We start from the raw sequence: 24501 nt of genomic DNA, 5'->3' as shown, positions 1-24501 counted from the left end.
CTGAGGATTTATTTAGCAGTTAATAGCCATTGACTTAGAAGGCGAACGCCATAGCCTGTACCACCAGTTGGTACTTCGTCTTTAGCTGAGCTTGAAAGTGCGTTACCGGCAATATCGATATGAACCCAACGGGTGTCACCTGCAAATTGTTGCAGGAAAGTCGCAGCAGTTGTTGCACCAGGACCACCTGAACCTACGTTTTGGAAATCGGCGATGTCTGATTTTAGCTTGTTTTTATAGCCAAGCGGTAGACGCCATACGTTTTCGTTCACAACTTTACCTGCGTTGGTAAATTCTGTAATTAAGCTATCATCTTCAGAGAAAATTGCTGAATATTCGTTACCAACAGCACCAATTTTAGAGCCAGTTAATGTCGCGACATCAATCATGATCTCAGGGCTGTAATGTTTACGTGCATACCACATTGCATCAGACAGCACCAAACGACCTTCAGCATCTGTGTTGACAACTTCTACGCTAATACCTTCTGCAGTGCGCAGTACATCACCCGGTGCGATTGCATACTGAGACACCATATTTGCCGCCATCCCCATCACAGCGACCACGTTTACGTCTGCTTTGCTCAGTGCCATTGCTTTTACTGTACCAAGCACGGCAGCCGCGCCCGCCATGTCAGATTTCATGCGTGCAATCGAAGCGCCGGTTTTGATGCTATAACCACCAGAATCAAACGTAATACCTTTACCGATCAGAGCAATCGGTGTCTCGCTGTTGCCTTTATAGTGTGCTACAACTAAACGAGAGCCGTGCTCACTACCACGGCCAACGCCCTCAAGTGCGCCCATGCCAAGCTCTTTAAGTTCAGCTGGTGCTAATACTTTTACTTCAACGCCATATTGTTCAAGTTCCTTTGCTGCTTTTGCAAAGTCTACTGGGGTCATTTCTGTTGCGACTTCAGAGGTCAAGTCACGCGCTAAAAACACGCCAGCTTGAATGTGTTGTAGTGCTTTATACTGAGCCTGTGTTGCTTGCTTATCGGCAACGTCGAAGTGATAGCTTACGTTAAAAGTGTTAGGCTCTTTTTTGTATACTTCGAAGGTGTGGTCACGAAGGTTTGCACCGTGTGCAAATTGTGCTGCTAGTTCTGCATTTGAGAGCGCTCCCTCAACGTCTTCGAATGCAACTGCAACACTCTCCAGCTTTTTACCTTCAAATTTAGCGTGTAAGTTACCGCCAAGTTTGGTCATTTTGCTCGCATTGAGTGCGCCCGTTTCACCTAAACCAACAATGAAGATACGCTTATAATCAGAGTCTACTGGCGCTAATACTTCAACTGTTTTGCCATATGCTCCTTTAAAGTCTTCAGCAGCAATTGCGCGCTCCAATTGTTTGCGAGTGTCTTTATCAAGGAACTTTAGGTTACTTTGGCTTTCACCAGCTTGAAAAATTACCAGTGCATCAGCGTCTGCAAGCTTGGTATTGAACTCAAAGTCAGCGGCATTTGCAGAAGTCATGCTGGCAACCGCCAGCGCTAAAGCAGAAAAACGCGTAGTCAATGACATAATCTTATCCTCAGATAACTAAAATTGCGGCGTTTTTACCTTAATCAGAGAAATTTAGACACAATTTGTCGGTGAAGTAACAGGTTTTACCGTTCAGTGACATTAGGTAAGCGGCTTGTCAGCACAATGCCTAATATCGTGATCATAATGTAGAGTGCAAGTAACACTGTAATTGAAAATGCCGAGGCAATGACACCAAGTGCACTTGTTAATAAAAGCACAATACCGATAATTGTGTTACTGAGTGTGACGTAACTGGTGCGTTTGTTTCCTTCAGCCATATCGACCACGTAGGTTTTGCGGCCCACGCGCACGCCTTGATGGGCGATAGCAATAACAAAATAGCAAAGTGGAATGAACCAGATTCTTTCTAGCAGTGAAGAATAAAATAAAGAAGTTGCCAGTAGTATTGCAGTGATGGCAACGGTGATTGTAGCGCCATACATCATCACGCGTTTACTGGATTGATCGGCAAGACGACCCCAAAAAGCCCCACTGACTAAACTGGCAAGCCCAGACACCGCTAACAAAGCTGCCAACACCCATGCTCCGTTGCCGATATTCTGCTGCGCCAGCACGGTGAAATAGGGCGGAATAAGCGCGGAACTTAACAAAAACCCACGCGCAAAAATAAATTTTTTCAGTGTTGGGTCTGTTTTTAACAGCGCGAAATCTTGCTTTATTTTATCTAATCCGTTTTCACCGCCTTCGGTGGCGCCTCCATATTCTTTGATTTGTGAGAACGTTATTGCACCAATCAACCAAAAGGTTGCAGCTAGTACCAGTGTGATCACAAAGTTGACGTTGTTTACTTGAGTGGCTGCGATAAAAAGCCCAACACCAAATGTAACGGTTATAAGTCCACTGACAGAGGCGGCTTGGCCGCTAAGCTGGCCGCGCTTTTGTTTAGGGATAGTTTTACCTATGACATCTTTTGACGACACGGAACTTAAGCTGCGGGCGATGCTAAAAATCGCCAGTAATCCAAGTACCAACCAAGCGTATAATTGATTTTCAGTTTGTTGCCATGCAAGTAGCGCCATAAGCAGTACACAAATAGCTTGCGTAAGTGCGCCGAGAGACCAAAGGTGCTTTCGCTTAGCATGCTTACGCACCCATTGACCAATAAACAATTGTGGGATCAGTGAACCAGACTCGCGAATGGGGACTAGAGCCGATATCAAATAAGCAGGAGCACCGAGTGATTGCATCAGCCAAGGTAGCGTGATCTTTGGGTTGAGTAGGGCATCTCCCAATTTGCTAAATAGTTGACTCAATAAAATAAGCACGTAGTTACCTGGAACTTCTTTACACGCCTTATCATCAATCGCCTTACAGGCACGCGCTTCGTCATCATTGGTTAGCTTTTGATAGAGATTCTCACTTATTTTACTCACACCTATTCCTTTATTTTGCAGTTTTGCAGACAGCACTACTTCACTATCATGAACGACTTTAGATGAAATGATAATTAACCTTAGACGGTCTCATTTAATACGCAGTAAATCATATTAAGTTCAATAAGTATGAAGTGATAATCATACTTAGTTGTGACATACAGTATTGAGAGGGTAGTGATGAGAACATTACAGGTAGCCGCATCGATAGGATTTATCATGATGTTAGGTGTAGGTGTTTCGGCGCTCGCGGGGACAGATATGCCCAAGCCTAAAGTTGATGGCGCAAGTAACCATATTAAAACGTTAGTGTTGGGCTCCGGTTGTTTCTGGGGTCCCGAAAAACGCTACGAGAAAATGACGGGCGTGATAGATGCTGAGTCTGGCTATGCCGACGGTAAAGGGTTTAAGCCAAGTTATAGAGAAATTATTAAATCGAGCCGACGCTTTGATGAAGACAACTATGCGGAAGTGGTAAAGGTAACTTACAACGCAAATCTTATCACCACCGATGCGCTGCTAAAGTACTACTTTGAAAGTCACGATCCAACCCAGAAAAACCGTCAGGGTAATGACGTTGGAACGCAGTATCGCTCGATCATTCTATACACAGATGAGCAGCAAAGTGACAAGGCCCACACATTAAAAGCGCAGTATCAACATTTATTATCTGAGCAAGGCTATGGCGACATTCAAACCAAGATCAAGCCACTTAGAAAATTCTATCCAGCGGAAGAGTATCATCAAAACTACTTAACCAAGAACCCTAAGGGATACTGCCCAGATCACAGCACGGGAGTGACCTTTGAAAAGGTGGCGAAAGATAAAGCTGATAACACTATGCTAGCCCAAGGTAAGCATATTGTGATTGTTGATGCTAAAAGCTATTGCCCTTATTGTGAAAAGCTAAAAAAAGAGGTGTTAAACGACTATCAAGGTGATATCCCACTTCATTTTCGCTATGCAGATCAACTCGAGGGACTAATGATAAAAACCGCGACTTGGGCGACGCCAACGATCTTATTTATTGAAAATGGTGTTGAGTCCCTTGGCTTTCAAGGTTTTATGGCGAGAGAAGAGTTTTATAAGGCACTCGGTGCTTTTAAGCTGGGTCGTTCAGAAGCTTTTGACATTGCTTTTCAAAAAGGCACAGAAAGACCATTTTGCAAGCAGTATGATATCTTTAAAAACACACCAGATGGCGTATTTATCGATAAATTAAGCGGCAAGATTCTTTTTGACACCCGAGATAGATTTAACTCAGGCACTGGGTGGCTGTCGTTTACTCACCCAGTAAAAGACAGCGTGACCTATCACAAAGATTTAAGCCATGGAATGGTGAGAACCGAAATACGCTCAAAAAGCAGCGGCATTCATTTAGGCCATGTATTTAAAAATGAAGGGCCAAAGGGTCAAGACCGCTATTGTATCAATGCCCAAGTACTTGAGTTTAAAGCGAGAGAGGCGCTTTAGGTATTACGCCTAAAGCTACCTTTTGCTAAGGAGGCAGACATAAACCAAAGTCGAAGTTACTTTTGTGTATTAGGAGAACATGTTTACTTGTTAACTTTTCAAAGTGGTACTTTGGTTGCTTCCTCCTAAAATTTGATCTGCCGTTCATGTGGCCATTTATACTAATTTGGCTCTAGACTAATATAGTAACAGGTTGATTTTTATTCAATATCCAGTTAGTTTCGTCAATATCTAACTTCAAAATACGCAAAAGGAATTCTTATGCACCGTATACATATTTTGTGTCTAATTTGTTTGTGGTGGCTCATTACGGTACGGACAGCGGCTGCCAGTGAAACTCCTCACCAAGTCAAAGCACTCAAAATCACTACGCTGTCGACCATGCTTGCGGATAGTGGCATTGGCGAGTGGGGATATGCAGCACTAGTTGAAGTGGACGGCCGAAAAATTCTTTTTGATACTGGTAATCGGCCGCAAACAGTACTGCAAAATGCGCGAGACTTGCGGATCGATTTGTCTGATGTAGAAGATGTAATTTTAAGTCATAATCATGGCGACCACACCGGTGGACTAGAAACGTTAAGGACCGAGCTGAGTAAAAAGAATGCAAAAGCGATGTCTCGCGTTCATGTTGGTCACGGTATTTTCGCAAAACGTGCAGGTAGAGAAAACCGCATGCACGCGATGAAGCTCGCGCTTGAAAAACAAGGTGTGATTTTCAAACAATACAGTGAGGCGCAGGAAATTTACCCAGGTGTTTGGTTAACAGGCTATGTTGAGCGCATTCACCCCGAACATAATTGGAGTGGAAATAGCAAAATTGAAGGTAAGCACGGCGATATAGAAGATAACATTCCAGAAGATATGTCACTGGTGATAAATACCAAAGATGGCTTTGTATTAATAGCTGGTTGCGGGCACGCGGGTATCATCAACACGATGGAACACATAGTAAAAACGATCCACCCCGCAGATATTACGACGGCGATAGGCGGATTCCATTTAATGAATGCGGATGATAAACACTTGGCATGGACAGCAGGTAAATTACAGCAGTTTGGCTTAAAGAATATGATGGGTGCACATTGTACTGGTATTAACTCGCTATACGTGCTGCGTGAATTGATGAAGTCAAACCGTAAGCAAATGGTGGTGGGCTCTGTGGGGGACAGCTTTACTTTAAGTGAGGGCGTAAAGGCTGGCTACATCGCTCGTTGAGCCATTTGGATTTATTCCGCTATTTGGCTTTTTCAGCTACTGGCGTTGGTGATTTTGGTTATCACTTTCGTTAAACATAGGAAAGTTAAGTACACGGACAAGTGAAGCGAATTTAGTCCAATCAGTAATGTAATCACTGACATTGCGGGATTACACCGACAGAGATCGATGAGCTTGACCTGAATTATTATCATGGAAATATCTTTCAGAGTGGTTTTTTATCGCACTACATTTTTGTACTTTGTCAAAGATATTGATGATTTAGTTAGGGTATTCAGCGAAAAGATAATGTGAAGGCTGAATTTAGCCTTCGTAAAGTGTTTAGTGTAGGCACCTTTTTTCACCCATGCATAATATTGCAATGACAGGGACAGCTAATAAAAAAATAGCGCCTTCTGCGATATCTCTTAGTGGTGTCGTAATCGCTGCTGATGCCTTTTCTGAAAAACTTTGTGCAACGCTAAAGTGGATTACGAGTGGGTGCTCAAATTGTTTGAAGTGAGCAAAGTTCAGGTCCCGATTATCATATCTATCACCAACAAGTTTGACAGAAACACGACCAGACTTAAAACCATAGTCTTGGGCCTTTGCTTCTATCTCGTTCGGTGTATTAGGACTTAATAGAATATCAACCTTTCCTTCTACGCTTCGCATTGAACTGATGTGAAAGTCATTTCTTTCAAGAGAGATAAATGCTAAAAGCGGGCTATCGAGTAGCTTGGCTAAGGTGGGATCAGTACGCAGTATGTAATGATGCTCTTTTCCAACAAAGATGACATGTTTACCGTCTTCAGTTTTTAAAAAGGTCGAGATTTCATCTTGATAAGACGTGGTTTTAGTGATCTCATGATAGGTTGAACATGCCGTTGAAAAGCAGAACAATATCGTTGTGAGTAGAGCTAATTTGAGGGTGTGTATCAGTTTTGTCATTTTCCTTCCTTGACGTACTTTTTTATTCGTCGCGAACAGTACGATAATCGGTACGAGATTGGCAACAAAAATTTAATTATTTGACGCGAATTACATTGCTAAAGTCATAAAATAGGCGTATACATCGCGTCGAATTCTCGCTTTCTTTTTTAGGTGTATCTGTGGACTTTTTTTGGGTGTTGTTACTCATTAGCTTGAGTGCAGTTTTCGCGCTGTGTGAAATATCATTGGCAGCGGCACGCAAAGTTAAATTACAAACCTTATTTGATCTTGGTGACGTTAGAGCCAAGAAAGTATTGTATTTGCAGGCCAATGCGCATCAGTTTTTTGCTGCGGTACAGGTGGTACTCAATGCCTTGGCAATTGTTGCGGGTATGATAGGTGAGTCGGTTTTTACCCCTTATGTATTGCAACTACTAAACTGGGTTGCAAGCTTTATGTTTGCCGACGTTGCGGCTCATGCTTCGATGTTATTGCAAATATCCACAGTGGTGTCGTTTTTACTGATCACATCGTTATTTGTATTGTTTGCGGATTTATTGCCAAAACGAATAGCTATGGTCATTCCAGAAACTATCGCGATGCGATTTATCCATCTAATGCTTGCCAGCGTTTGGATTTTTAAGCCTATTATCTGGCTATTTAACGTGTTCGCCGATTGGATTATAAAGCTATTCAATTTACCAAATGAGCGTGACGAACAGGTAACGCGTGACGATATTTATGCGGTAGTTGATCAAAGTGCTGAGCAGGGTGAACTGTGCGAGCATGAGTACAATATCATTGGCAACGTGCTCGACCTTAACCAGACTAATATTACCCAAGCGATGATCAATCGCGATGCAATCGTGTGGTTAGACATTCAAGAACCAGAAGAAAATCTGAGCACGTTAATTCAAGCGCACAGTTTTCAACAGTATCTACTGTGTGACGGCTCGCTCGACAAAGTGATAGCTGCACCTGAAGCCAAACAACTGCTTAGTAATATTTTGGCTAAAAAGCCGTTACTGGATGGTCAACAACAAGAATTCCATAAGCCGGTAATTTTACTTGATACTCTAAGCCTTTCCGATGCGCTAGATGGGCTGAAAAGTCATGAAAGCAACTGTGCGGTGGTGATCAATGAATTCTCAACTGTGGTCGGGATGGTAACGTTATCCAGCATCTTGAATTTAATTGCACTGAAAGACGACCAAGCAATAGAAGCCCAATTTAGACAAAAGGATAACACCCGATGGCTAGTGCAGGGTGATATGTCGATTAAGGACTTTCAAGCTTCGGTGATTGAGTACGAGTTTGAACCGATTGAAGCCATAGAAACCTTAGCCGGTTTTGTGATCCACAGGCTAAAGCATTTTCCTGTCGAAGGAGAGGCGTTAGAAGTTGATGGCTTTAAGTTTAAAGTAATAGAAATTCAAGGATTGGCCATTAGGCAAATTGAAGTAACCAAAGAGCCCCAACTATAAGGGGCTCAGTGTTTCTAACACCGCGTTGATTTCTTTTAGCACCAAAGCCGAGGAATCCTGCATAAAAAAGTGCCGTCCAGGTATCGCTTTAGGCGTGATACCTTGTTTAAAGCAACTTTCCCAATGGTGCATATCCGTCCCTGTTGCTGCTTTATCCCGAGTACCATATAACACGGTTGCAGGCACGTCGAGTTTACAAGCCGAGTCGTATTGATAGGTCTCTCCCAGCTTAAAATCCGCTTTTAACGTTGGCAGCATCAGTTGTTGCAGTTCGATATCATTGAGCAAAGCCGGTGGTAAACCGCCCATTAAATTTACCGCCGCAATGAACTTCTTATCGTCAAGAGTATGGTAGGGGGATTTTCTTATCGCATATTGCGGTGCCTTCCTTGCAGCAATAAACAGGTGTTTAACTATATTGCAGCTGCTATGTTGAAGTGCTAGGGCAAGCTCATACGCAATATAAGCGCCATTGCTATGACCGTAAAAAATGGTGGGTAATGGCGTTGCTTCGCTCAAAATAGGTGCTATTGCTGCGACCAAGGTATGAATATTATCAATGGCAGCTTCATGACTTCGCTCCTTTCGTCCGGGTGCTTGGAGAGCATATAAAGCGACATCTTCAGGCAGTTTTCCTGCCCAGTTTTGATAAACAGCTGCATCTGCGCCAGCAAAAGGAAAGCAAATGAGTTGTTTGCGAATGGTGTTAGGCTTATTTAATAAAACTAGCCATTTTGAATCTATGCTATCTCTACATGTTTGTAATGCGACTTGGCTCATTGTTAACTCAATAGGTTCTTTTTAGTTGCTGTGAAAGTGGCTGGCAGTTTGTAGGTCGCGCGTAGCGAGAAAGCCACAAACGTAAGGCTTACGAGGGCTTGAACTACCACACTTAACACCGTGATATACCACAGTTCCGTAATCGTAAGTTGCTGTTGTTTTACTAACCAAATGATTGGCAGAACAAAGGTAAATAACCTTGTGGTGTTACTGTAAAGTGGTGGCCACGTATTACCTGAGGCTTGAAACAATCCCGAACAAGTGAAAATAACCCCCGTTGCGATAAAGCTCCAAGCGACGACATATAGAAAGTAACGGGTGTGTTCGATGACTTGTGGGTCTTCTGAAAATGGCATGGCGAGTTGAGCTCCTAAGTGTGCTGCGAGTAAGGAAACTCCCAACATCAAGCTACACGTCGCGACCAGAGACCAATAGAATGCCTGTCTAAATCGTTTGAAGTTCCCTGCGCCGTAATTTTGTCCTGCTATTGCAGGCAGTGAAAATGCGACGGCCATCACGGGCAAAAACAGAGCTTGGATCACTTTCGAGCCAATTCCAAATCCGGCTTGTACATCGGTGCCAAAATCTTTTAATACCCAAAATGTTGTCGACATATAAACAAACATCAGAATAAGTTCAGCACCTGCTGGGCACCCTACAGAAAATAGCCGTTTTATGGTGTGGCGATGAAACGTTAGAAACAATTGGCTATCTAGCACCAAATAACGTTTGTCGTAATTGAGATAAAACCAAAGTGACAGCACGGCTATCACAACAGAAATGGAACTGGCCAGCCCCGCACCTGCAATGCCCATTTCTATACCTAATAGCCATCCCGAGATTAAGATGGGAGACAGAATAATATTAATAATAAGAGAGCCGATTTGCGCGATCATCATTGGCTTTACAACACCAGTTCCTCTCAGTGCAGCACCGATTGTAGTCATAATAAATTGCAGCACTAAACAGGGTAAAAACCAGTATGAGTAGCTTAATGCTGCCTCTGTGGTTGCGGGATCTTCGCTCGTGATGTGCAGATAAGATTTGATGCCATAGATACCAGTTAGTAACAAGATGGTACCAAGTGCAACGGAAGCGAATAATGCTTGGTTAAATACAAGATTGGCGCTGGACTGATCCTTTTCTCCTACCGCGTGTGCAACTAATGTTGCCGTTCCGACATTCAAAATCTGGCTGACGGCGAAAATCAAAAACATGATATTGCCAATTAAACTGAGCGCTGCGACTGGAGCACTGCCTAAGTCTGAAACAAAATAGAGATCGGTAAGCACATAAAGTGTTTGCACAAACATCCCAATAGACATGGGTAGCGCCATAGCTACTAGATGCTTAGGTAAGGAACCTTGAGTTAGATCTTTCATGCAGCTACCTTTTCCTAATATCTACTGTTGAGGGAGTGGAACGTGACTCGATGTCATATTCTTGAGGTAGCGGAGTTGATTTGGTGTATCTTGGTCTATTTCCACGTTTACTGATGAACCATCGAAATGGATGAAGAATTCCTTTGGCAACCTCAAAGGCACTTGGAAATAAATATGGCTTAGTAACTCCAACTTGAATTGGACTACTATCTGGGCGGTAAAAAAAACTCCCGAATAACTGGTCCCAAAGACTCAAATCAGAGCCAAAATTTCCAGCCTCTTTCAATTCAACGCTATGATGGAAACGATGGAGCTCTGGTGTTGCCACAATGTAGTTTAGCCATCCCATACGAACATTTACATTGGCATGAATGAAATATCCGTGCAGTGCTGTAAATTGACCGGCAATGAACATCCCTTCGGCTGAGAAACCCAGCAATAGAAATGAGGTTTGTATAACTAGCGCACTCAAAAACACTTCCAAAAAGTGAACGACAGAGTTATTACTTACCGTGACTTTGTTAGGCCGATGATGGATCCCATGAAAACTCCAAAGAAACAGGTGACGATGTTCTAACCTATGTAGCCAATATCCGATAAACGAACCGACGAAAATGGCTAGAATGGCATTTTGTGCCAAGCTCAATGTATTTTCGATAGGAGCGAGCTGGAGTGCAATCACTCGCACTAGTGTCTCGCTAAACGCCCCGTATACGATGACAAGAATAAAGCACAAGCCATCTCTGCTCCATTCCTTTTTACTGGGATGCCATTGTGTTTTAAACGGGTTTAGTCTTTCCATGATAATAAAATAGGCAATGATGATGAGCACACTGGAGAATGCCGCTAATCCAAGGTCAATGTCTTGTTGCAAGACAAAGATACTGTAACCAATAAGGATCAAAACGATTAAAGGGTAGCAGATAAATGCACAAAGCCTACGAAGTTGGTTTTTGATTGGACTAGGCATAATTGTCTGCCTCATTAGTGAGGTGCGGCTGTGGATTTTGCTGTTCTGGATAACAGACCCTAAATGGTTTTTCATCTTGTCGACAAAGGTATTGTGCAACATAGCGGCCACTGGCCGTTGAATGTGTTACGCCGCTAAATGTACTCCATTGCCCCGTATAATAAAAGTTGCCTAGATTCGGGAAAGTAGGACCATGCTTGATTTGGTAATTTTCTAATTCTTCTGTCAGTGGCGCAAAAGGGTGCCAAGCTAAAACTGTTCCATTGTGGTTCTCGGTATAACGTTCACTGGTTAATGGCGTTACAACATCTATAAACTCAACTTTGTCTGTAAGGCCTTCAAAATATTGGTTAAGGAACTCGATTATCGCCTGACCCACTTTTTTCTTTGCTTGCTTATATTCGGGTGAACGGCGTTTGCGTGTATAAGGATTACGACTTTGCCCTGAAGACGTAGATTGCACGACGCTTTGCTCCATCGCTTGCCATGCGTCACTTTTTGATAAATAAGTGACGTAAAGGACTGACTTGCCACTTGGTGCATGATCTGGATATAGCGTATTGCGGATTTGCACACCGATCCCACTATGATAATTACCGACCAATTGGCGCGAAATCGATTCGGGTAACAAGTATGAGGTATAAGGGTCATGGTCGGAATAGTCTGCATTTACTGCAATAAATACCGCAACACAGCCCGGAAATACCACGCTATTTGCATCTTCTTCTAGCTTTGTGAAAAGCTTATCCAGCACAGGGTGAGGGTAGCGATTTTGCAACATCTTACGAGTGAGTTTGTAACTATCACAACTGGCGACAACATAATCAGCGTAATGGAGAGAGCCATCGGCTAATTGCACACCAACCGCGCGGTTATTGTCGGTGAGAATGTGCTCGACTTTACTTTTATAATGAATGTTTGCCCCTAGCTCTTTTGCCCGATTTGCCAATCGCTTCGCAAGACCTAATGAACCAATACTAGGCACTCCTGCATTTTGGTTTGCAGCACAAGCTAAGTTAAAGACAAAGGGCATTAATCGTAGCTCGCTATGGCGGTCAAAAATAATCCAGTTGAGTGCTTCCGCAAGCGTGGGGTTTGAAAAGCGCTTAGAAAAGTCTTCCATCGTGACAGCAAGCGTTTTCATAAAGGTGCGCATATAGGGCAGCAATTGCCACATCATTTTGCTTTTTTCCCACCATGTCATCAAGCCACTACTTTTAAGAAAAGGGAAATACGGCATACACTTGCGTAGTTTTCGGATGTGTCCACACAATTCAATGATTAGTTTGCTATCTTCAGGAAAGCGCTCAATTAGAGTGGACTCTAACTTGTCTGGATCGACATAAAAGCGGATCTTTTCGCCGTTAGCCGTGACGACTGAGTTAAATATCTCAGTGTTGTATATAGGCACGTTTTCAAGGCAGCCTAGCTCATCCCAGATGGTTGCCATTTCGTTGTTGGTTCCTGTGCCGTTTAACCAGCTGATACACCAATCAAAAGTGTATTCTTTTCGTTGCCATGAGGTGCAGCACCCACCTGGTGTTTCATGCAGTTCGAAGACGGTGCATTGATAACCATTCATTTGGCTATAAGCAGCGGTACCAAGACCAGACATACCAGCACCAATGATAATCACAGACTTTTGTTGTTCGGACATAGTTTTGTTCTTTTAATGATGCTCGACAAGCCATTTTAAATACCAAATTAGCCCGTCGAGCGAAAACACAAAGTGCGTCTTAAGCTGTTTCGCAGGCAAGCTCTTGAAGCACGACGGCAATCTCTTGGCACCAGTCGTTGATGCGCTGCTCGGTGAGTTCTGGTTGGTTATCATCATCAAGCGACAAGCCGAGAAACTCACTACCGTCTTCATTTAGCCCTTTCGACTTGGTGAAGTGGTAACCTGAATTTGGCCAGTAACCAATTGCTGTGGCGCCTTGTTCGGTTAGTTTATCGTGTAAGATGCCGATACCGTCTTGAAACCACTCGTCATAACCAACTTGATCGCCCTGACCGAAGATAGCCACGATTTTTCCGCTGAAATCCTGTTGTGCTAGGCTCTCCCAACGTGATTCCCAATCATCCTGTAAACCACCGTATTCCCACGTTGAAATCCCAAAAATCAAAAATTCATAGTTCTCGGTTAAGGTTAATTCGGTGTCTGCTATATCAAAGAGATCGATGGTAAACTGGTTTAGGTTTGCTTTTATTAATTCTGCTGCGGCTTCAGTGTTACCTGTTGTGCTGCCATAAAATAGGCCAATACGAGTACTCATAATATTTCCTTTTAATTCTCTTGGTTAAGCAACATGCTGCTTTTGTTCGCTATAAGATTGAGGTTGGTGTAGTGGGTTTTCACCGATCCAAGCCTGAAACGGCTTGTCATCATCACGGCATACAAAGTGCAGAACATGTCTGCCTGTAGCTGCTGCACGGATCAACCCGCCAGTTGTCACCCAGTGACCAGCCATATAAAAGTTGCTAAGGCCTGGCAGTCCCGTTGTCCCGTTGGCATTTATTTCGTCTTCTAAACTTTCACCACTTTCCAAAAATGGCTGCCACGCCAATACCGTTCCTTTGCTGTTGCGGGTATAGCGAACTTGGGTCAAAGGGGTCGCGATGTCGATATATTCGATATGCTCTTTTAGTCCCTCAAAATGAGTGGAGAGCTTATCGATTATAAATTCACCTAAGGTCTTTTTAGCGAGGCGATATTGAACGCTACGCTTGACCCTAGTGTGATGGCGTTTAGTCGCCGTTGTTTCTTGGAAATTATTTAATTCAGCCCATGGCTCATAAGTTGAGAAGTAAGTGATATAAAGCACGGATTTGCCTTCTGGGGCGATATGCGGGTAGTGCACATTGCGCACCTGCACATTGATCCCCGGGTGCGTCATACCAGGGCAGTGGACCAGATCTTGTTGGTCTAACAAGTGGGTGCGGCAATGAGGTTGATGGGTATAGTCCTTGTTTACCCCCAAAAATACAGAGACGTATCCTGGGAACATTTGACCATCGGTCTCCCTTAACTCGTCGTATAGCTTGTCTAACACAGGGCTGGAATACTGGCCATCAAGCATGTTTTTTACCACATCCGTACCGTCACATGCTGAGATCACGATATCGGCATACATTTTTTGGCCGTCGCTGAGTTCAACACCGATGGCTTTGTTGTCTTCGACCAAGATTTTGTGTACTCGGGTGTTGTATATGATGTCACCCCCCAACTTTTTATATCTTGCTTCCATCGATTGCGCGAGACCTAACGAGCCACCCTCGGGCACACCTGCATTTTTTTTCGCTGCGCAGGCCAGATTAAAATAGAAAGGTAATAGCGGGAAACTGGGATGTTGCTCATAAAAGATAACGTTAAATGCTTTTTGCAGCAGCGGATGTGAAAACTTAGCGGCAAAGTCTGACATCAATGTCGCCATGGATTTGCGGATTAAATTAAATTTTTTGATGAACGGCCACATCATCTTTAGCTTTTGCCAGCGTGACATAATGCCAACTGGCACCAGAAAGGGATAAGCGTCTATCATTTTGACGAATTCACGAATGCCATCGCAAAATTGTGTGATGAGTTTCTTGTCTGCGGGAGAAATGCTCAAGAGGTGGGCTTCGAGTTTATCTGGATCTGCGTAGAAATGTACTTCTCCTAATTCTTCATCAATAACTGAATTGAAGATTTCAAAGTCTCTAATTTCTTTATCATCCAGCGCACCTAACTCTTGCCAGATTTGATTCATGCCGTTGCCTGAGCCACTACCCAGTAGCCAGCTAATACACCAATCAAAAATATAATCTCTACGTTCCCACGATGTGCAGCAGCCGCCGGGAATATCGTGCAGCTCTAAGATCACGCTCTTGTAGCCGTTCATTTGTGCATAGCTACCGGTTGAGAGTCCACCCATACCGGCACCTATGATGATCATAGATTGTCTTTGTGTGGTCATAATTCTGTCCTTAAAGTCGTTAGAAAGCCCCAAAGCGATGGCTTTGGGGCAAGCTGTTACTCCACGTTTGTTGCTATTACCGCCTGGCTTTGGGTATCCTGCAGAATACTTTGCATAATTGCGCCGTTGCCTGCCTGCATCATATCGGGCATCAACATTTCCTCATGTTTACCAACTCCCTGATAGGTAATGACTTCGGCGTCTGATGCTGCATCCCAACTGGTTAGACGAGCAGCTTCTGCATGTGCATTTTGCTCGACGATAAAGTGCAGTTTGGCGTGAACCTGACCTAGGTTTTTCACTTCATAACACCAATCGATATAGTCTCTCGCTTGTGCCAGTGTATGCTCGTGTACCGTATTTGAGCCGGTGTGGCGGGCGAAATGTGCTTTTAACTCTTGCTCAAAGTGCGCGAAGTCTTGCTCCCGCATTTTGATTGCTTCGGTGATCCTGAATGAGTCTAAGATCACCACATCCCCGACACGTTGACCTCGGCTTTCCAGTTCCTTCGCAATCTCAAAGGCTAAATTACCGCCAAGGGAGTATCCAAATAGGGTATAGGGGCCATGAGGTTGAATTTGCATAATTTGGTCGGCATAGTCGCTAACCTTAGTGTCACTTTCGAGGTAATTAAAAGAGATCACTTCAGTGTTAGGCAATGCGTCGGCAAATGCCTTGTAAACGATGCTGTAACCACCCGCTGGTGGTAGGGCAAATAAACGAGTAGATTGGCCTGCATTGAAGATAAGATAAGGGGACGCGCCCGTTTCTTTTCCTGTTACTACATCTTCAATTGCACTGGCCATGCCATGTAAGGTTGTAAATCTAAATAGCTGATTAACTTCCATTTTGATGCTGAAGGCTGACTGGATCCTGACCATTAGCTCAATCAAATATAAAGAGTTACCGCCAAGGGCAAAAAAGTCATCATGAAGACTAATGGATTTTTGCCCTAGCATATTGGACCAAATCTCAGCGAGCTGCTGCTCAAATAAGGTGGCAGGCGCTACGAATGCTCTTACCAACTCGGCGAGTTCAACCTGTGGTAGTGCCGCTGCATCGATTTTACCGTTACTCAGTAATGGAAATTGATCAATAGCAACCAGCTTACTAGGTACCATATAGCTTGGTAGCTGGTTCTCTAACTGCTCGAGGACAAATTCAGTACCGATCGCAAGTTCTGATTCAAAATAGGCAATTAATTGGGTTTGCCCATGTACTTCTATTCCTTTTACATGGCTTCGCTTAATTCCTGGGATCTGGTTGATGCTAGACTCAATTTCTCCAAGCTCAACGCGGTGACCTCGTATTTTTACTTGGTTGTCGATACGTTGCAGAATATGTAGATTGCCGTGTTTGTCCCACTTACCTAAATCACCCGTTTTATATACCCGTAGGGTGCTATTTTCTGACACGGGAAGTTGGATAAATTGGCTGGCATTTTTCTCTGGATTATTGAGATAGCCAAGACTTACGCCTTGCCCCGCAATTGCAATTTCGCCGACTGCGTTACTCGATACTAACTGGTTTTGCTTATCGAGCAAGATAAGTTGCGTTGCATTGAAAGGCTTGCCGATAGGCACAGTCGCGCTGGTTTCCAGGTACTGTTCTGATTCCTCAAAGAAGCTACTGTCTATGGTTGCTTCAGATGTACCGTAGGAGCTAAATAGTCGAGCATCTTCTTGTAGCAATCCTTTGAGTGCGCGGTATTCAGCGATTTGCCATTGCTCAGAGCCAACAATCACTCTACGTAAGCTGGTAAATCCAACCTGACTTTGCTTTGCGAATAAGATGAGATTACGAACCACAGAGGGCACAAACTCAACCGTATCAATCTGCTGTGTCTCAATGAGGTCATACAACACCGGCATGTTCAGCATCATATTTTTAGGACACAACACTAAGTGCTTCGCATTGTAAAATGCGCGCGCGAGATCGCCACAAAACACATCAAAGGTTGGGCTGGCCAATTGTAAATGATGAGAAGTAGGTGCTAAATCAAATTGGGCTAACCAGTCCACAGCGATCGTAGCCCAGTTTTGATGGCTAACCTGGACAGCTTTGGGCGTACCTGTAGAGCCAGAAGTAAAGACAATATACGCGATGTCATTTGGCTGATGATTTAACGCCAAATTGTGCTCGCTGATTTCATCTCGTTGGCTTTGGAAGCTTTCCCAAAGTAGTGTAGGGTGATCTGATGTTAGCGCTTCTTCGCAAAGTAGTAACGCGCAGCGACTTTGCTCAAGCAACAGTTGCTTACGTTCATTGGGTTGCTGCGGGTCAATTACCACAAAATGATGACCTGCTTTTAACGTAGCGATACAAGCAACAACTAATGCGATAGATTTTTCAAAATGTAAGGCAATCGTTTGACTAGGTTGATCATCTAGCTGTGAATTAATTAGTCGCGCCAACTGGTTTGCCTGATTGTTGAGTTCACGATAGCTTAAAATAGCAGCCAGTTCTCCAGCATTTGTTTCACAGGCAATGCTGAGGGCAGGAAGCTCAGGGCTATGTTGCGCCGCATTTTCTATTTGGCTGACCAAAGTCGGTAATGCAGGTGCGTTTTGTTGACTTTCAGCAAATGTCGCCAAGGCATGTATTGCGTCTGGACTTTTTAAGGCAAGCTCTGAAAGTGGCCGATTTGGACTATCAACGACCATTCGCGTTAGTGCGATATAGTCCCGAGCCAGCTGCGCTATCGTTTCGGTTTCGAATAGGTCGGTATTATATTTTAATGTGCCTTTGAACACGCCATTTTCTTCATAGGTCGAAAGCGTAATGTCAAATTGACCTTCTTCTTCAGGCAGTTCCATGAATTGCATAGGAAAGCCCTTATAGTACGCGACATTATTTTCATCCATATGTGATTGCTCAACGCGGTGATTGAGCATCACAAACATGACCTGAAATACCGTAGAGCGGCTGGCATCATGTTCAATACCAAGCTTATCCACTAACAGCGCAAACGGATATTCTTGGTGATCTAGTGCGTTGAGGGTAATGTCTTTCACCTGCGCTAAAAGCGAAGTAAAGTGCGTTTCGGGAGCAAATCTTGCGCATAGCGGTAGGGGATTCACAAAGTAACCGTAGACGTTTGAAAACTCGGGATTTGTACGACCGGCCACAGGACTGCCTATAATGATTTCATCCTGCTGAGTATATTTATGCATGACTGCGTAATAGATGCTAAGCAACGCCATAAACATGGTGGAACCTTGTGCCTTTGCCAGGGCATTTAACGAAGACGTAAGGGCTTTATCCAACTCAAAATGATATGAATCACCAACGTTGGTGAGTACCGCAGGTCTAGGTTTGTCGGTTGCAAGGTCTAATACGGGGATCTCTGCAGGTAAGTGATTCTGCCAAAACTTATAGTTTGCCGCGCCGCGTGGAGAGTGAACAAAGCGTGTTTCCCAATCGACAAATTTTTCATAGTTTGACGTTATCTCGCTGAGTGCTAACGGTTCACTTTTTGCGAAATGCGCATACAGTGACTGCATTTCATCGATAAACATGTAATTTGACCATGCATCTGAGATGATGTGATAAATCGTCACTGCAAAGTAGTAGCTTTGATCATTCTGTTTATACAAATACAGTCTAAACAGCGGGTCGTGCTCAAGGTCGAAAGGCTGTTCATTGTCTGCAATCATCATAGGTTGAATATCTTCCCAAGACTTACCTTTTACATCAATGATTTGTAGTGCATCCTCACGATGAGTCCAGACTCTTTGATAGGGTTCGCCATCTTTAAAGAAGAAGTTTGTTCTTAACATTGGGTGGCGAGCAACTACAGCACTAAGGGCTTTTTTCAGCGCGTCAATATTCAGGGCACTAGGAATGTGCATCGCGCCGCCGATATTGTAGGAAGCGCTAGTTGGGTTGAGTTGATTGATAAACCAAATCGCTTTTTGTCCATAGGAAAGTGGGAACTCAGCTTCCACATTGGCATCAGATAAGATAATAGAGTTAACCTTGGTTTCGGAAACTGCCTGAACCTGTGATGTTTCTGTGGTTATGACTTCAAAGCCAAGCGATTCCACGAGTTTGTCATTAAGCTCTATACTTAATTCGTTGATAGATGCGCCACTTAGAAGACGCACAATCGTTAGGGTTTCGCCAAAATGGGTGGTGATCTTATTTCTCAGCTCTGTCGCCATAATAGAGTCAATACCGAGATTACCGAGCGATAGATCTAATTCCACTTGCTCTCGTTTACAGCGTAATACTTGGCTGACAGCATTAGCGAGATGATCGGCAACAAGCGGTAATCGAAGCGCGCTGTCTGTTTGCTGGTATAAAGGAGCAAATTCTTGCTCTTGGTGGCTTTGCTTATCGTTTTCTTGGGTAGCCAAGTGACTAAATAAACTCGGCTTTCCTGCATACCAATTGGTTACTTTGGACCAATCGGCGTCACACACTAAGAGTTGAGGTTGCTCTTGGTCTAGAATACGTTCAAGCACGGCCATCCCCGCACTTGGTGAAATGCAGTTCATACCCCTTTGGTTCTTGTAATGTTCGGCAAGACCCAGCTCTTCAATCATACCAATAGCCCAAGGGCCCCAGTTGATGCTTAGCGCCGGAAGACCTTGATTGCGACGGTAGTGGGCGAGGGCATCTAAGAAAGCATTGCCAGAAGCATAGTTTGTTTGCCCTGCGGTAGTGACTTGAGCCGCGACAGAGGAGAAGAGCACAAAATGTTCAAGGTCAACTTTACTGAGTGCTTTGTGAAGCATCAACGCACCAATCGCTTTGGTGTCAAACACACCGTCAAATGCTCTGGTATCCATATTGCCAAGTAAGGTGTCATTCACGATACCAGCACAGAAAAATAATCCGTTGATCGGTGCTTGTGCACTTAGATGATAAGACTCAAGGGCCGCGTTAAGTTCACGCTCTCGAGTTAAGTCTGTTTGCCATAACGAGACATTAACGCCCTGACTCTCAAGGTGTTGAATAAACCGAACGCGATCATAGTTACGGTCGCTTGGGGTAAGCTCTGACCAACTCTTACGCTCAGGTAATTGACTCCTACCAAGCAAAATGAGGTTTCGTGCACCTCTATCGACGAGTAGCTGACAAACTAACTGTCCGATTGAACCAAATGCACCCGTGATCAACTGTGCTTTATGGCTTTGTACGCGAGTCGGGAAGGCGGGTTGGAGTGACGTTGCCAGCTCTAAACGAGCAACATAAGCTTGATTTTCCCTAAAAGCAACTTCCCCTTCTTGGCGGTCACTTAATAATCTGGCTGTGATATGTTCGGCATCATTTTGACCATCAATATCGATGAGGCCCCCCCAATTATCAACCAGTTCTTGCTGTGCGAGCACTCGGCTAAATCCAGTTAATGAAGCGGACATCACCGCGGTAAGTTGCTCGCTATTAACGAGGCTAGCGTTGCGTGTTACCACGTAAAGCGGGAATTTACAGTCTTGTTCAATTATGGTTTTGGCCAGGTTCAACAATGAATGCAGCGACTGACGTTTTTCTTTTTGCAGCTGAGCAAGAGTTAGTGATTCTATCGCGTTGTTATCTAGACTAAAGCAATGTACAACGCCACGAATTTCTTGTTTGCCCAAAGTCTCGATAAGTTGTGACAGGTGATCCCGTGAATCGGGAACCAGCCATGCATGACAATGGTCTCTATCGATATCAAAATATTCTCCAGATTTAACGATACAGCTAGAGTGGCCAAGCTGAGCTAAACGGTCGGCTACCTGTTCAGCTGTTCCTGATTGATCTGCGAGGAGCACCCAACGTCCTGATGTGTCAGTTTTTTGTATTTCCTGCTCAGGCTCTGCAAGCCAATTGACTTGGTAAAGCCAGCTATCTATGGTTCTGGTGGTGATCCCACTTGCAGCGGAGTCAACGCTTTGTGCAATAAAGTTTTTGATAACACCAAAGACTTGACCAGACTCATCACAGAGGTATAAATCACCGACCGTTTTTTCGTCGTCACGATGAGTGATTTGGGTATAACACCAAAAATCAGTATTGTTCTGCTCGCAAAGCAAGATCTGCTCAAGCATCACAGGTAAGCGGATAGAAAATTGCTGAGCATTAGCACCTGCAAGTTCCGTAAATACTAACGTCTGGAAGCATGCATCTAATAGACTTGGGTGTAGGGTAAATTGTGCTGTTCGCTCAAGTTGAGTAGGCCAAGAGATCTTGGCAAGCACGCCGTTGTCTGAAGCCCAGATCTGTTCAATGGCTCTAAAACATGGACCATATTCGTAACCAAACTCTTTTAGGTGTGCATAAAACTCATCGTGCTGCTGCGCGCTGGTGGCAGCACTACGAATAGCATTGAGATCAATAGGCTCAGCAAGGTTGGCGCTTTGTACTCGGCGGATTGTCCCTTGAACATGGCGGGTCGTTTTGCCATCTTCAAGGCTTACCACTTTAAAATTCGGTTCATCACGGTGCAAAATGAATTGCACATTGGGTGCATGTTCATTATTCAAAAATAACGCTTTATCGATGACAAAGTGGTCGAGTGCATAGCTGCCATTGCCCCAAGTCTCTTTGGCTGCAGCATACGCCATTTCGATAAAGCCAGCAGCAGGGAAGAGGGTATTCCCTTGGATTTGGTGACAGCTTAAAAAACTATCGCGATTTGTGTCGGTTACCGCGTTCCAAACATGTTCAGCCTCACTGCGCTTACGGCCCAAGAATGCATGGTTACTTTGCCCTAAACGCACTTGATTAAAGTACTCAGGCTCGGTCCAAAAGCGCTCTTGCAAGAACGGGTAAGTTGGCAACGTAGTGAACTTACCTCGCCCGTTTATGGCTGACCAATTTAATTCAAAGCCTAAACCAAATAGTTGAGCTACAGCGTGGTAATAGGTGTGTTGTTCGTCGGATTTACGGCGCATACTCGAGACGACAACACTTGAGCAACTTTGTTCTTCTGCGGTTTCGGCAATAGATGCGCCAAGCACAGGGTGTGGACCCAGTTCCAAAAATGCTTGATAACCTTGTTGTAATATTGCGCGGGTGGCATCAACAAAGCGCACGGCTTGACGGACGTTGAGCCACCAATAGTTAGCATCAAGTTCAGGCCCCTCAGCAAGTGTTCCTGTTACCGTTGAATACAATGGAGTATGTGCGGTGTTAGCTTGAATACCAGCTAAACACTCGAGCAATTCGGCCTTAATCGGTTCCATAAACTGGCTGTGATAGGGCACTTCAACGCGGAGAAACTTGCAAAACACACCAGCTTCGCTCAGTTGTGTTTCAATACTGTGTAACGCGTTTTCTTCACCAGCTAGGGTGACAGAGTTTGGACTATTTACCGCTGCGATTTCAACTTGGTCGTTGAGATAAGGCGTGACATCACTGTCAGAGAGTCCTACCGCCATCATTTTACCTGTGTTGCGGCATTGATGTTGTAAACGGCTTCGATGGACTACGATGGTGCAAGCATCTTTTAATGAGTAGACCCCGGCTTCATAAAATGCTGCTGCTTCACCGGTACTGTGGCCAACAATGACATCAGGGGAAATGCCGTGTTGACGCCACATTGCTGCAAGTGCGACTTGCACGGCAAAGTTTGCCGTTTGAGCAAGCCAAGTATATTGCATGTTTGACGCTGATTCATCGGCAAGCATTTCATCAACCAATGACCAATCTGTAAGCGCTGACATATAGCTATCACACTCATCGATCATCGCTTTAAAAGTTGGCTCTGATTGGTACAACTCACGGCCCATTGCCCACCATTGTGGCCCCATACCGGTGAAGACCCAGACGAGTTTTTGCTCATCTTTTTTCAGTGTGCGCAGTGTGTTGGCCACAGCAAATTCAACATCATGACTTAATGTTTGTAGTTGCTGTTGCAGATCCTCTGCATTTTTAAAACAAATTGCATGACGATATTGGTGATGTTCACGGCGCTCACCCAGTGTATAAATAATATCACTGAGTGATGCATCGCTATCTTGTAAAAACTCATTATGCGCTTTGGCAAAGCGATGGATCCCGTGTTGATCTCTTGCACTCAGTGGATAAAGCTTTAAGCCATTCTCATTTGCTGGAGGTATTGAAGGCACTTCTGGCGCAACGTATTCTTGAATAACCGCGTGGGAATTGGTTCCACCGAAACCAAAGGAGTTTACCCCCGCAACGGCTAAACCTTCATGTTTAGGCCAAGGTGTAAGTTTTGTGGGGATCTCATACGGCGCATTGGCGTAATCAATCTTAGGATTAATTGATTTTAAGTGTAAATGCGGTGGGATCTGTTTGTTTTGAATGGCTTTGACCGCTTTGAACAAACCAGCCATACCAGCGGCTGCCTCGGTATGGCCAATATTGGTTTTTACCGAGCCAATGTAGCATTTATCGGCTTGATCACGGTTGATCCCAAGGAGTGTTCCAACAGACTTTGCTTCAATAGGGTCGCCAACTGGTGTGCCTGTGCCGTGCATTTCAATGTACTGCACTTTACCGGGGTTAATATTCGCTTTGGCATAGGTTTCCTTCATCAAGCGCAATTGGGCATCCCCATTCGGTACCGTGATCCCTTGTGTTTTACCGTCTTGGTTTACACCGGTGGCTAAGATCACCGCATGAATTGGGTCGCCATCCTTAATCGCATCATCTAAGCGCTTGAGCACAACGACGCCAGCGCCTTCAGCACGGACATAGCCGTTTGCGGAGTCGTCAAAAGCATGAGAAAAACCTGTCGGAGATAAGAAACCGCCTTTAGACTCGGATACTGTATATTGTGGTGCCAAATGTAATAGCACACCACCTGCGAGTGCCATATTACTTGCCCCGGTCTGTAGGCTTTTACAGGCCATATCTAATGCGACAATAGAGGAGCTACAAGCAGTATCGATGGACATGCTGGGGCCATTAAAATCAAAAGTATGTGAGATGCGATTTGAAAGCATCGTCATCATGACACCCGTCGCAGTGTGGGCATCAATGTTGTCAAAATCAGGGTTAGTGAATTGCATGATTTTATAATCAAGCGTAAACCCACCCATAAAAACACCGACCGACTCTCCTGCGAGTTCAGATGGCTTTTGCCCACCATCTTCCAAGGCTTCCCAAGTTACCTCCAGCAATTTACGTTGTTGAGGGTCCATAAACTCGGCTTCACGAGGCGTGATCCCAAAAAATGCTGGATCAAACTTATCGATACCATCGATATAGCCACCCCATTTTGAGCTCAATTTGCCTTTATTCGCCTTTACAGACGAATAATGAGTATCAATATTCCATCTCGATTCTGGGGTTTCTATGATGCAATCGACACCATGTTTAATATTTTCCCAAAACAATTCAGGACTATTCGCGTGACCTGGGAAACGACAACCCATGCCAATAATTGCTATCGGTAGCGTGTCGTTTGCGGGGTGAACAGAGCGTTCATTTTCGATTGCCATAATGCATTCCT

General features: G+C 44.3%; 13 protein-coding genes. 3 read left to right on the top strand and 10 right to left on the bottom strand.

Annotated elements, in window-relative coordinates:
- Positions 1 to 8: 8 nt before the first annotated feature.
- Both GSF04_RS14715 and GSF04_RS14710 read right to left on the bottom strand, forming a co-directional pair.
- The gene (locus tag GSF04_RS14715) at positions 9 to 1523 is read right to left on the bottom strand and encodes a leucyl aminopeptidase (RefSeq protein WP_211857646.1); all 1515 of its coding nucleotides are present in this window, start codon (positions 1521 to 1523) and stop codon (positions 9 to 11) included.
- 86 nt (positions 1524 to 1609) lie between these two features.
- Positions 1610 to 2920, bottom strand: coding sequence for an MFS transporter (locus GSF04_RS14710; RefSeq protein ID WP_211857645.1), 1311 nt, complete (start codon positions 2918 to 2920; stop codon positions 1610 to 1612).
- A 219-nt stretch (positions 2921 to 3139) separates the two neighbouring features.
- Here GSF04_RS14710 and msrA point away from each other — a divergent pair, with 219 nt between their 5' ends.
- Together msrA and GSF04_RS14700 are read left to right on the top strand one after the other, a co-directional pair.
- Positions 3140 to 4393, top strand: a complete 1254-nt coding sequence (gene msrA, locus GSF04_RS14705; RefSeq protein WP_039497723.1) for a peptide-methionine (S)-S-oxide reductase MsrA — start codon at positions 3140 to 3142, stop codon at positions 4391 to 4393.
- 261 nt (positions 4394 to 4654) lie between these two features.
- Positions 4655 to 5611, top strand: a complete 957-nt coding sequence (locus tag GSF04_RS14700; RefSeq protein ID WP_211857644.1) for an MBL fold metallo-hydrolase — start codon at positions 4655 to 4657, stop codon at positions 5609 to 5611.
- A 321-nt stretch (positions 5612 to 5932) separates the two neighbouring features.
- Here the strand turns inward: GSF04_RS14700 and GSF04_RS14695 are convergent, their stop codons facing one another.
- Positions 5933 to 6541 carry a hypothetical protein gene (locus tag GSF04_RS14695; protein ID WP_211857643.1) on the bottom strand — a complete coding sequence of 203 codons (609 nt, stop codon included), beginning with the start codon at positions 6539 to 6541 and terminating at the stop codon, positions 5933 to 5935.
- Between the two features lie 161 nt (positions 6542 to 6702).
- On the opposite strand from GSF04_RS14695, the gene GSF04_RS14690 reads away from it, so the two are divergent.
- Positions 6703 to 8007 carry a hemolysin family protein gene (locus GSF04_RS14690; RefSeq protein WP_211857642.1) on the top strand — a complete coding sequence of 435 codons (1305 nt, stop codon included), beginning with the start codon at positions 6703 to 6705 and terminating at the stop codon, positions 8005 to 8007.
- On the opposite strand, the gene GSF04_RS14685 is transcribed toward GSF04_RS14690, so the two are convergent.
- The 7 genes from GSF04_RS14685 to GSF04_RS14655 form a co-directional block, all read right to left on the bottom strand.
- Complete coding sequence (locus GSF04_RS14685; RefSeq protein ID WP_211857640.1) at positions 8002 to 8787, bottom strand: thioesterase; 786 nt, start codon at positions 8785 to 8787, stop codon at positions 8002 to 8004. The two genes, GSF04_RS14690 and GSF04_RS14685, sit on opposite strands and share 6 nt — an antisense overlap.
- Before the next feature lie 2 nt (positions 8788 to 8789).
- Entirely contained in the window at positions 8790 to 10169 is a 1380-nt protein-coding gene (locus GSF04_RS14680; RefSeq protein ID WP_211857639.1) for an MATE family efflux transporter, read from the bottom strand.
- 4 nt (positions 10170 to 10173) lie between these two features.
- Positions 10174 to 11139, bottom strand: coding sequence for a sterol desaturase family protein (locus GSF04_RS14675; protein WP_211857638.1), 966 nt, complete (start codon positions 11137 to 11139; stop codon positions 10174 to 10176).
- Positions 11132 to 12796 carry an NAD(P)/FAD-dependent oxidoreductase gene (locus GSF04_RS14670; RefSeq protein WP_211857637.1) on the bottom strand — a complete coding sequence of 555 codons (1665 nt, stop codon included), beginning with the start codon at positions 12794 to 12796 and terminating at the stop codon, positions 11132 to 11134. The genes GSF04_RS14675 and GSF04_RS14670 overlap by 8 nt, the downstream gene beginning before the upstream one ends.
- 79 nt (positions 12797 to 12875) lie before the next feature.
- Complete coding sequence (gene fldB, locus GSF04_RS14665) at positions 12876 to 13412, bottom strand: flavodoxin FldB (protein WP_069022514.1); 537 nt, start codon at positions 13410 to 13412, stop codon at positions 12876 to 12878.
- A gap of 24 nt (positions 13413 to 13436) precedes the next feature.
- A complete protein-coding gene (locus tag GSF04_RS14660) occupies positions 13437 to 15092 on the bottom strand; it encodes an NAD(P)/FAD-dependent oxidoreductase (RefSeq protein WP_211857636.1) in 1656 nt (551 codons plus the stop codon).
- Between the two features lie 56 nt (positions 15093 to 15148).
- Positions 15149 to 24490 carry a hybrid non-ribosomal peptide synthetase/type I polyketide synthase gene (locus GSF04_RS14655; RefSeq protein ID WP_211857635.1) on the bottom strand — a complete coding sequence of 3114 codons (9342 nt, stop codon included), beginning with the start codon at positions 24488 to 24490 and terminating at the stop codon, positions 15149 to 15151.
- Positions 24491 to 24501: the final 11 nt, after the last annotated feature.

Origin of the sequence: Pseudoalteromonas sp. A22, from assembly GCF_018141345.1 — a bacterium.
Classification (GTDB): domain Bacteria; phylum Pseudomonadota; class Gammaproteobacteria; order Enterobacterales; family Alteromonadaceae; genus Pseudoalteromonas; species Pseudoalteromonas maricaloris.
Note: the sequence above shows the minus strand (reverse complement) of the source record. Positions and strands in the feature narration are given on the sequence as shown.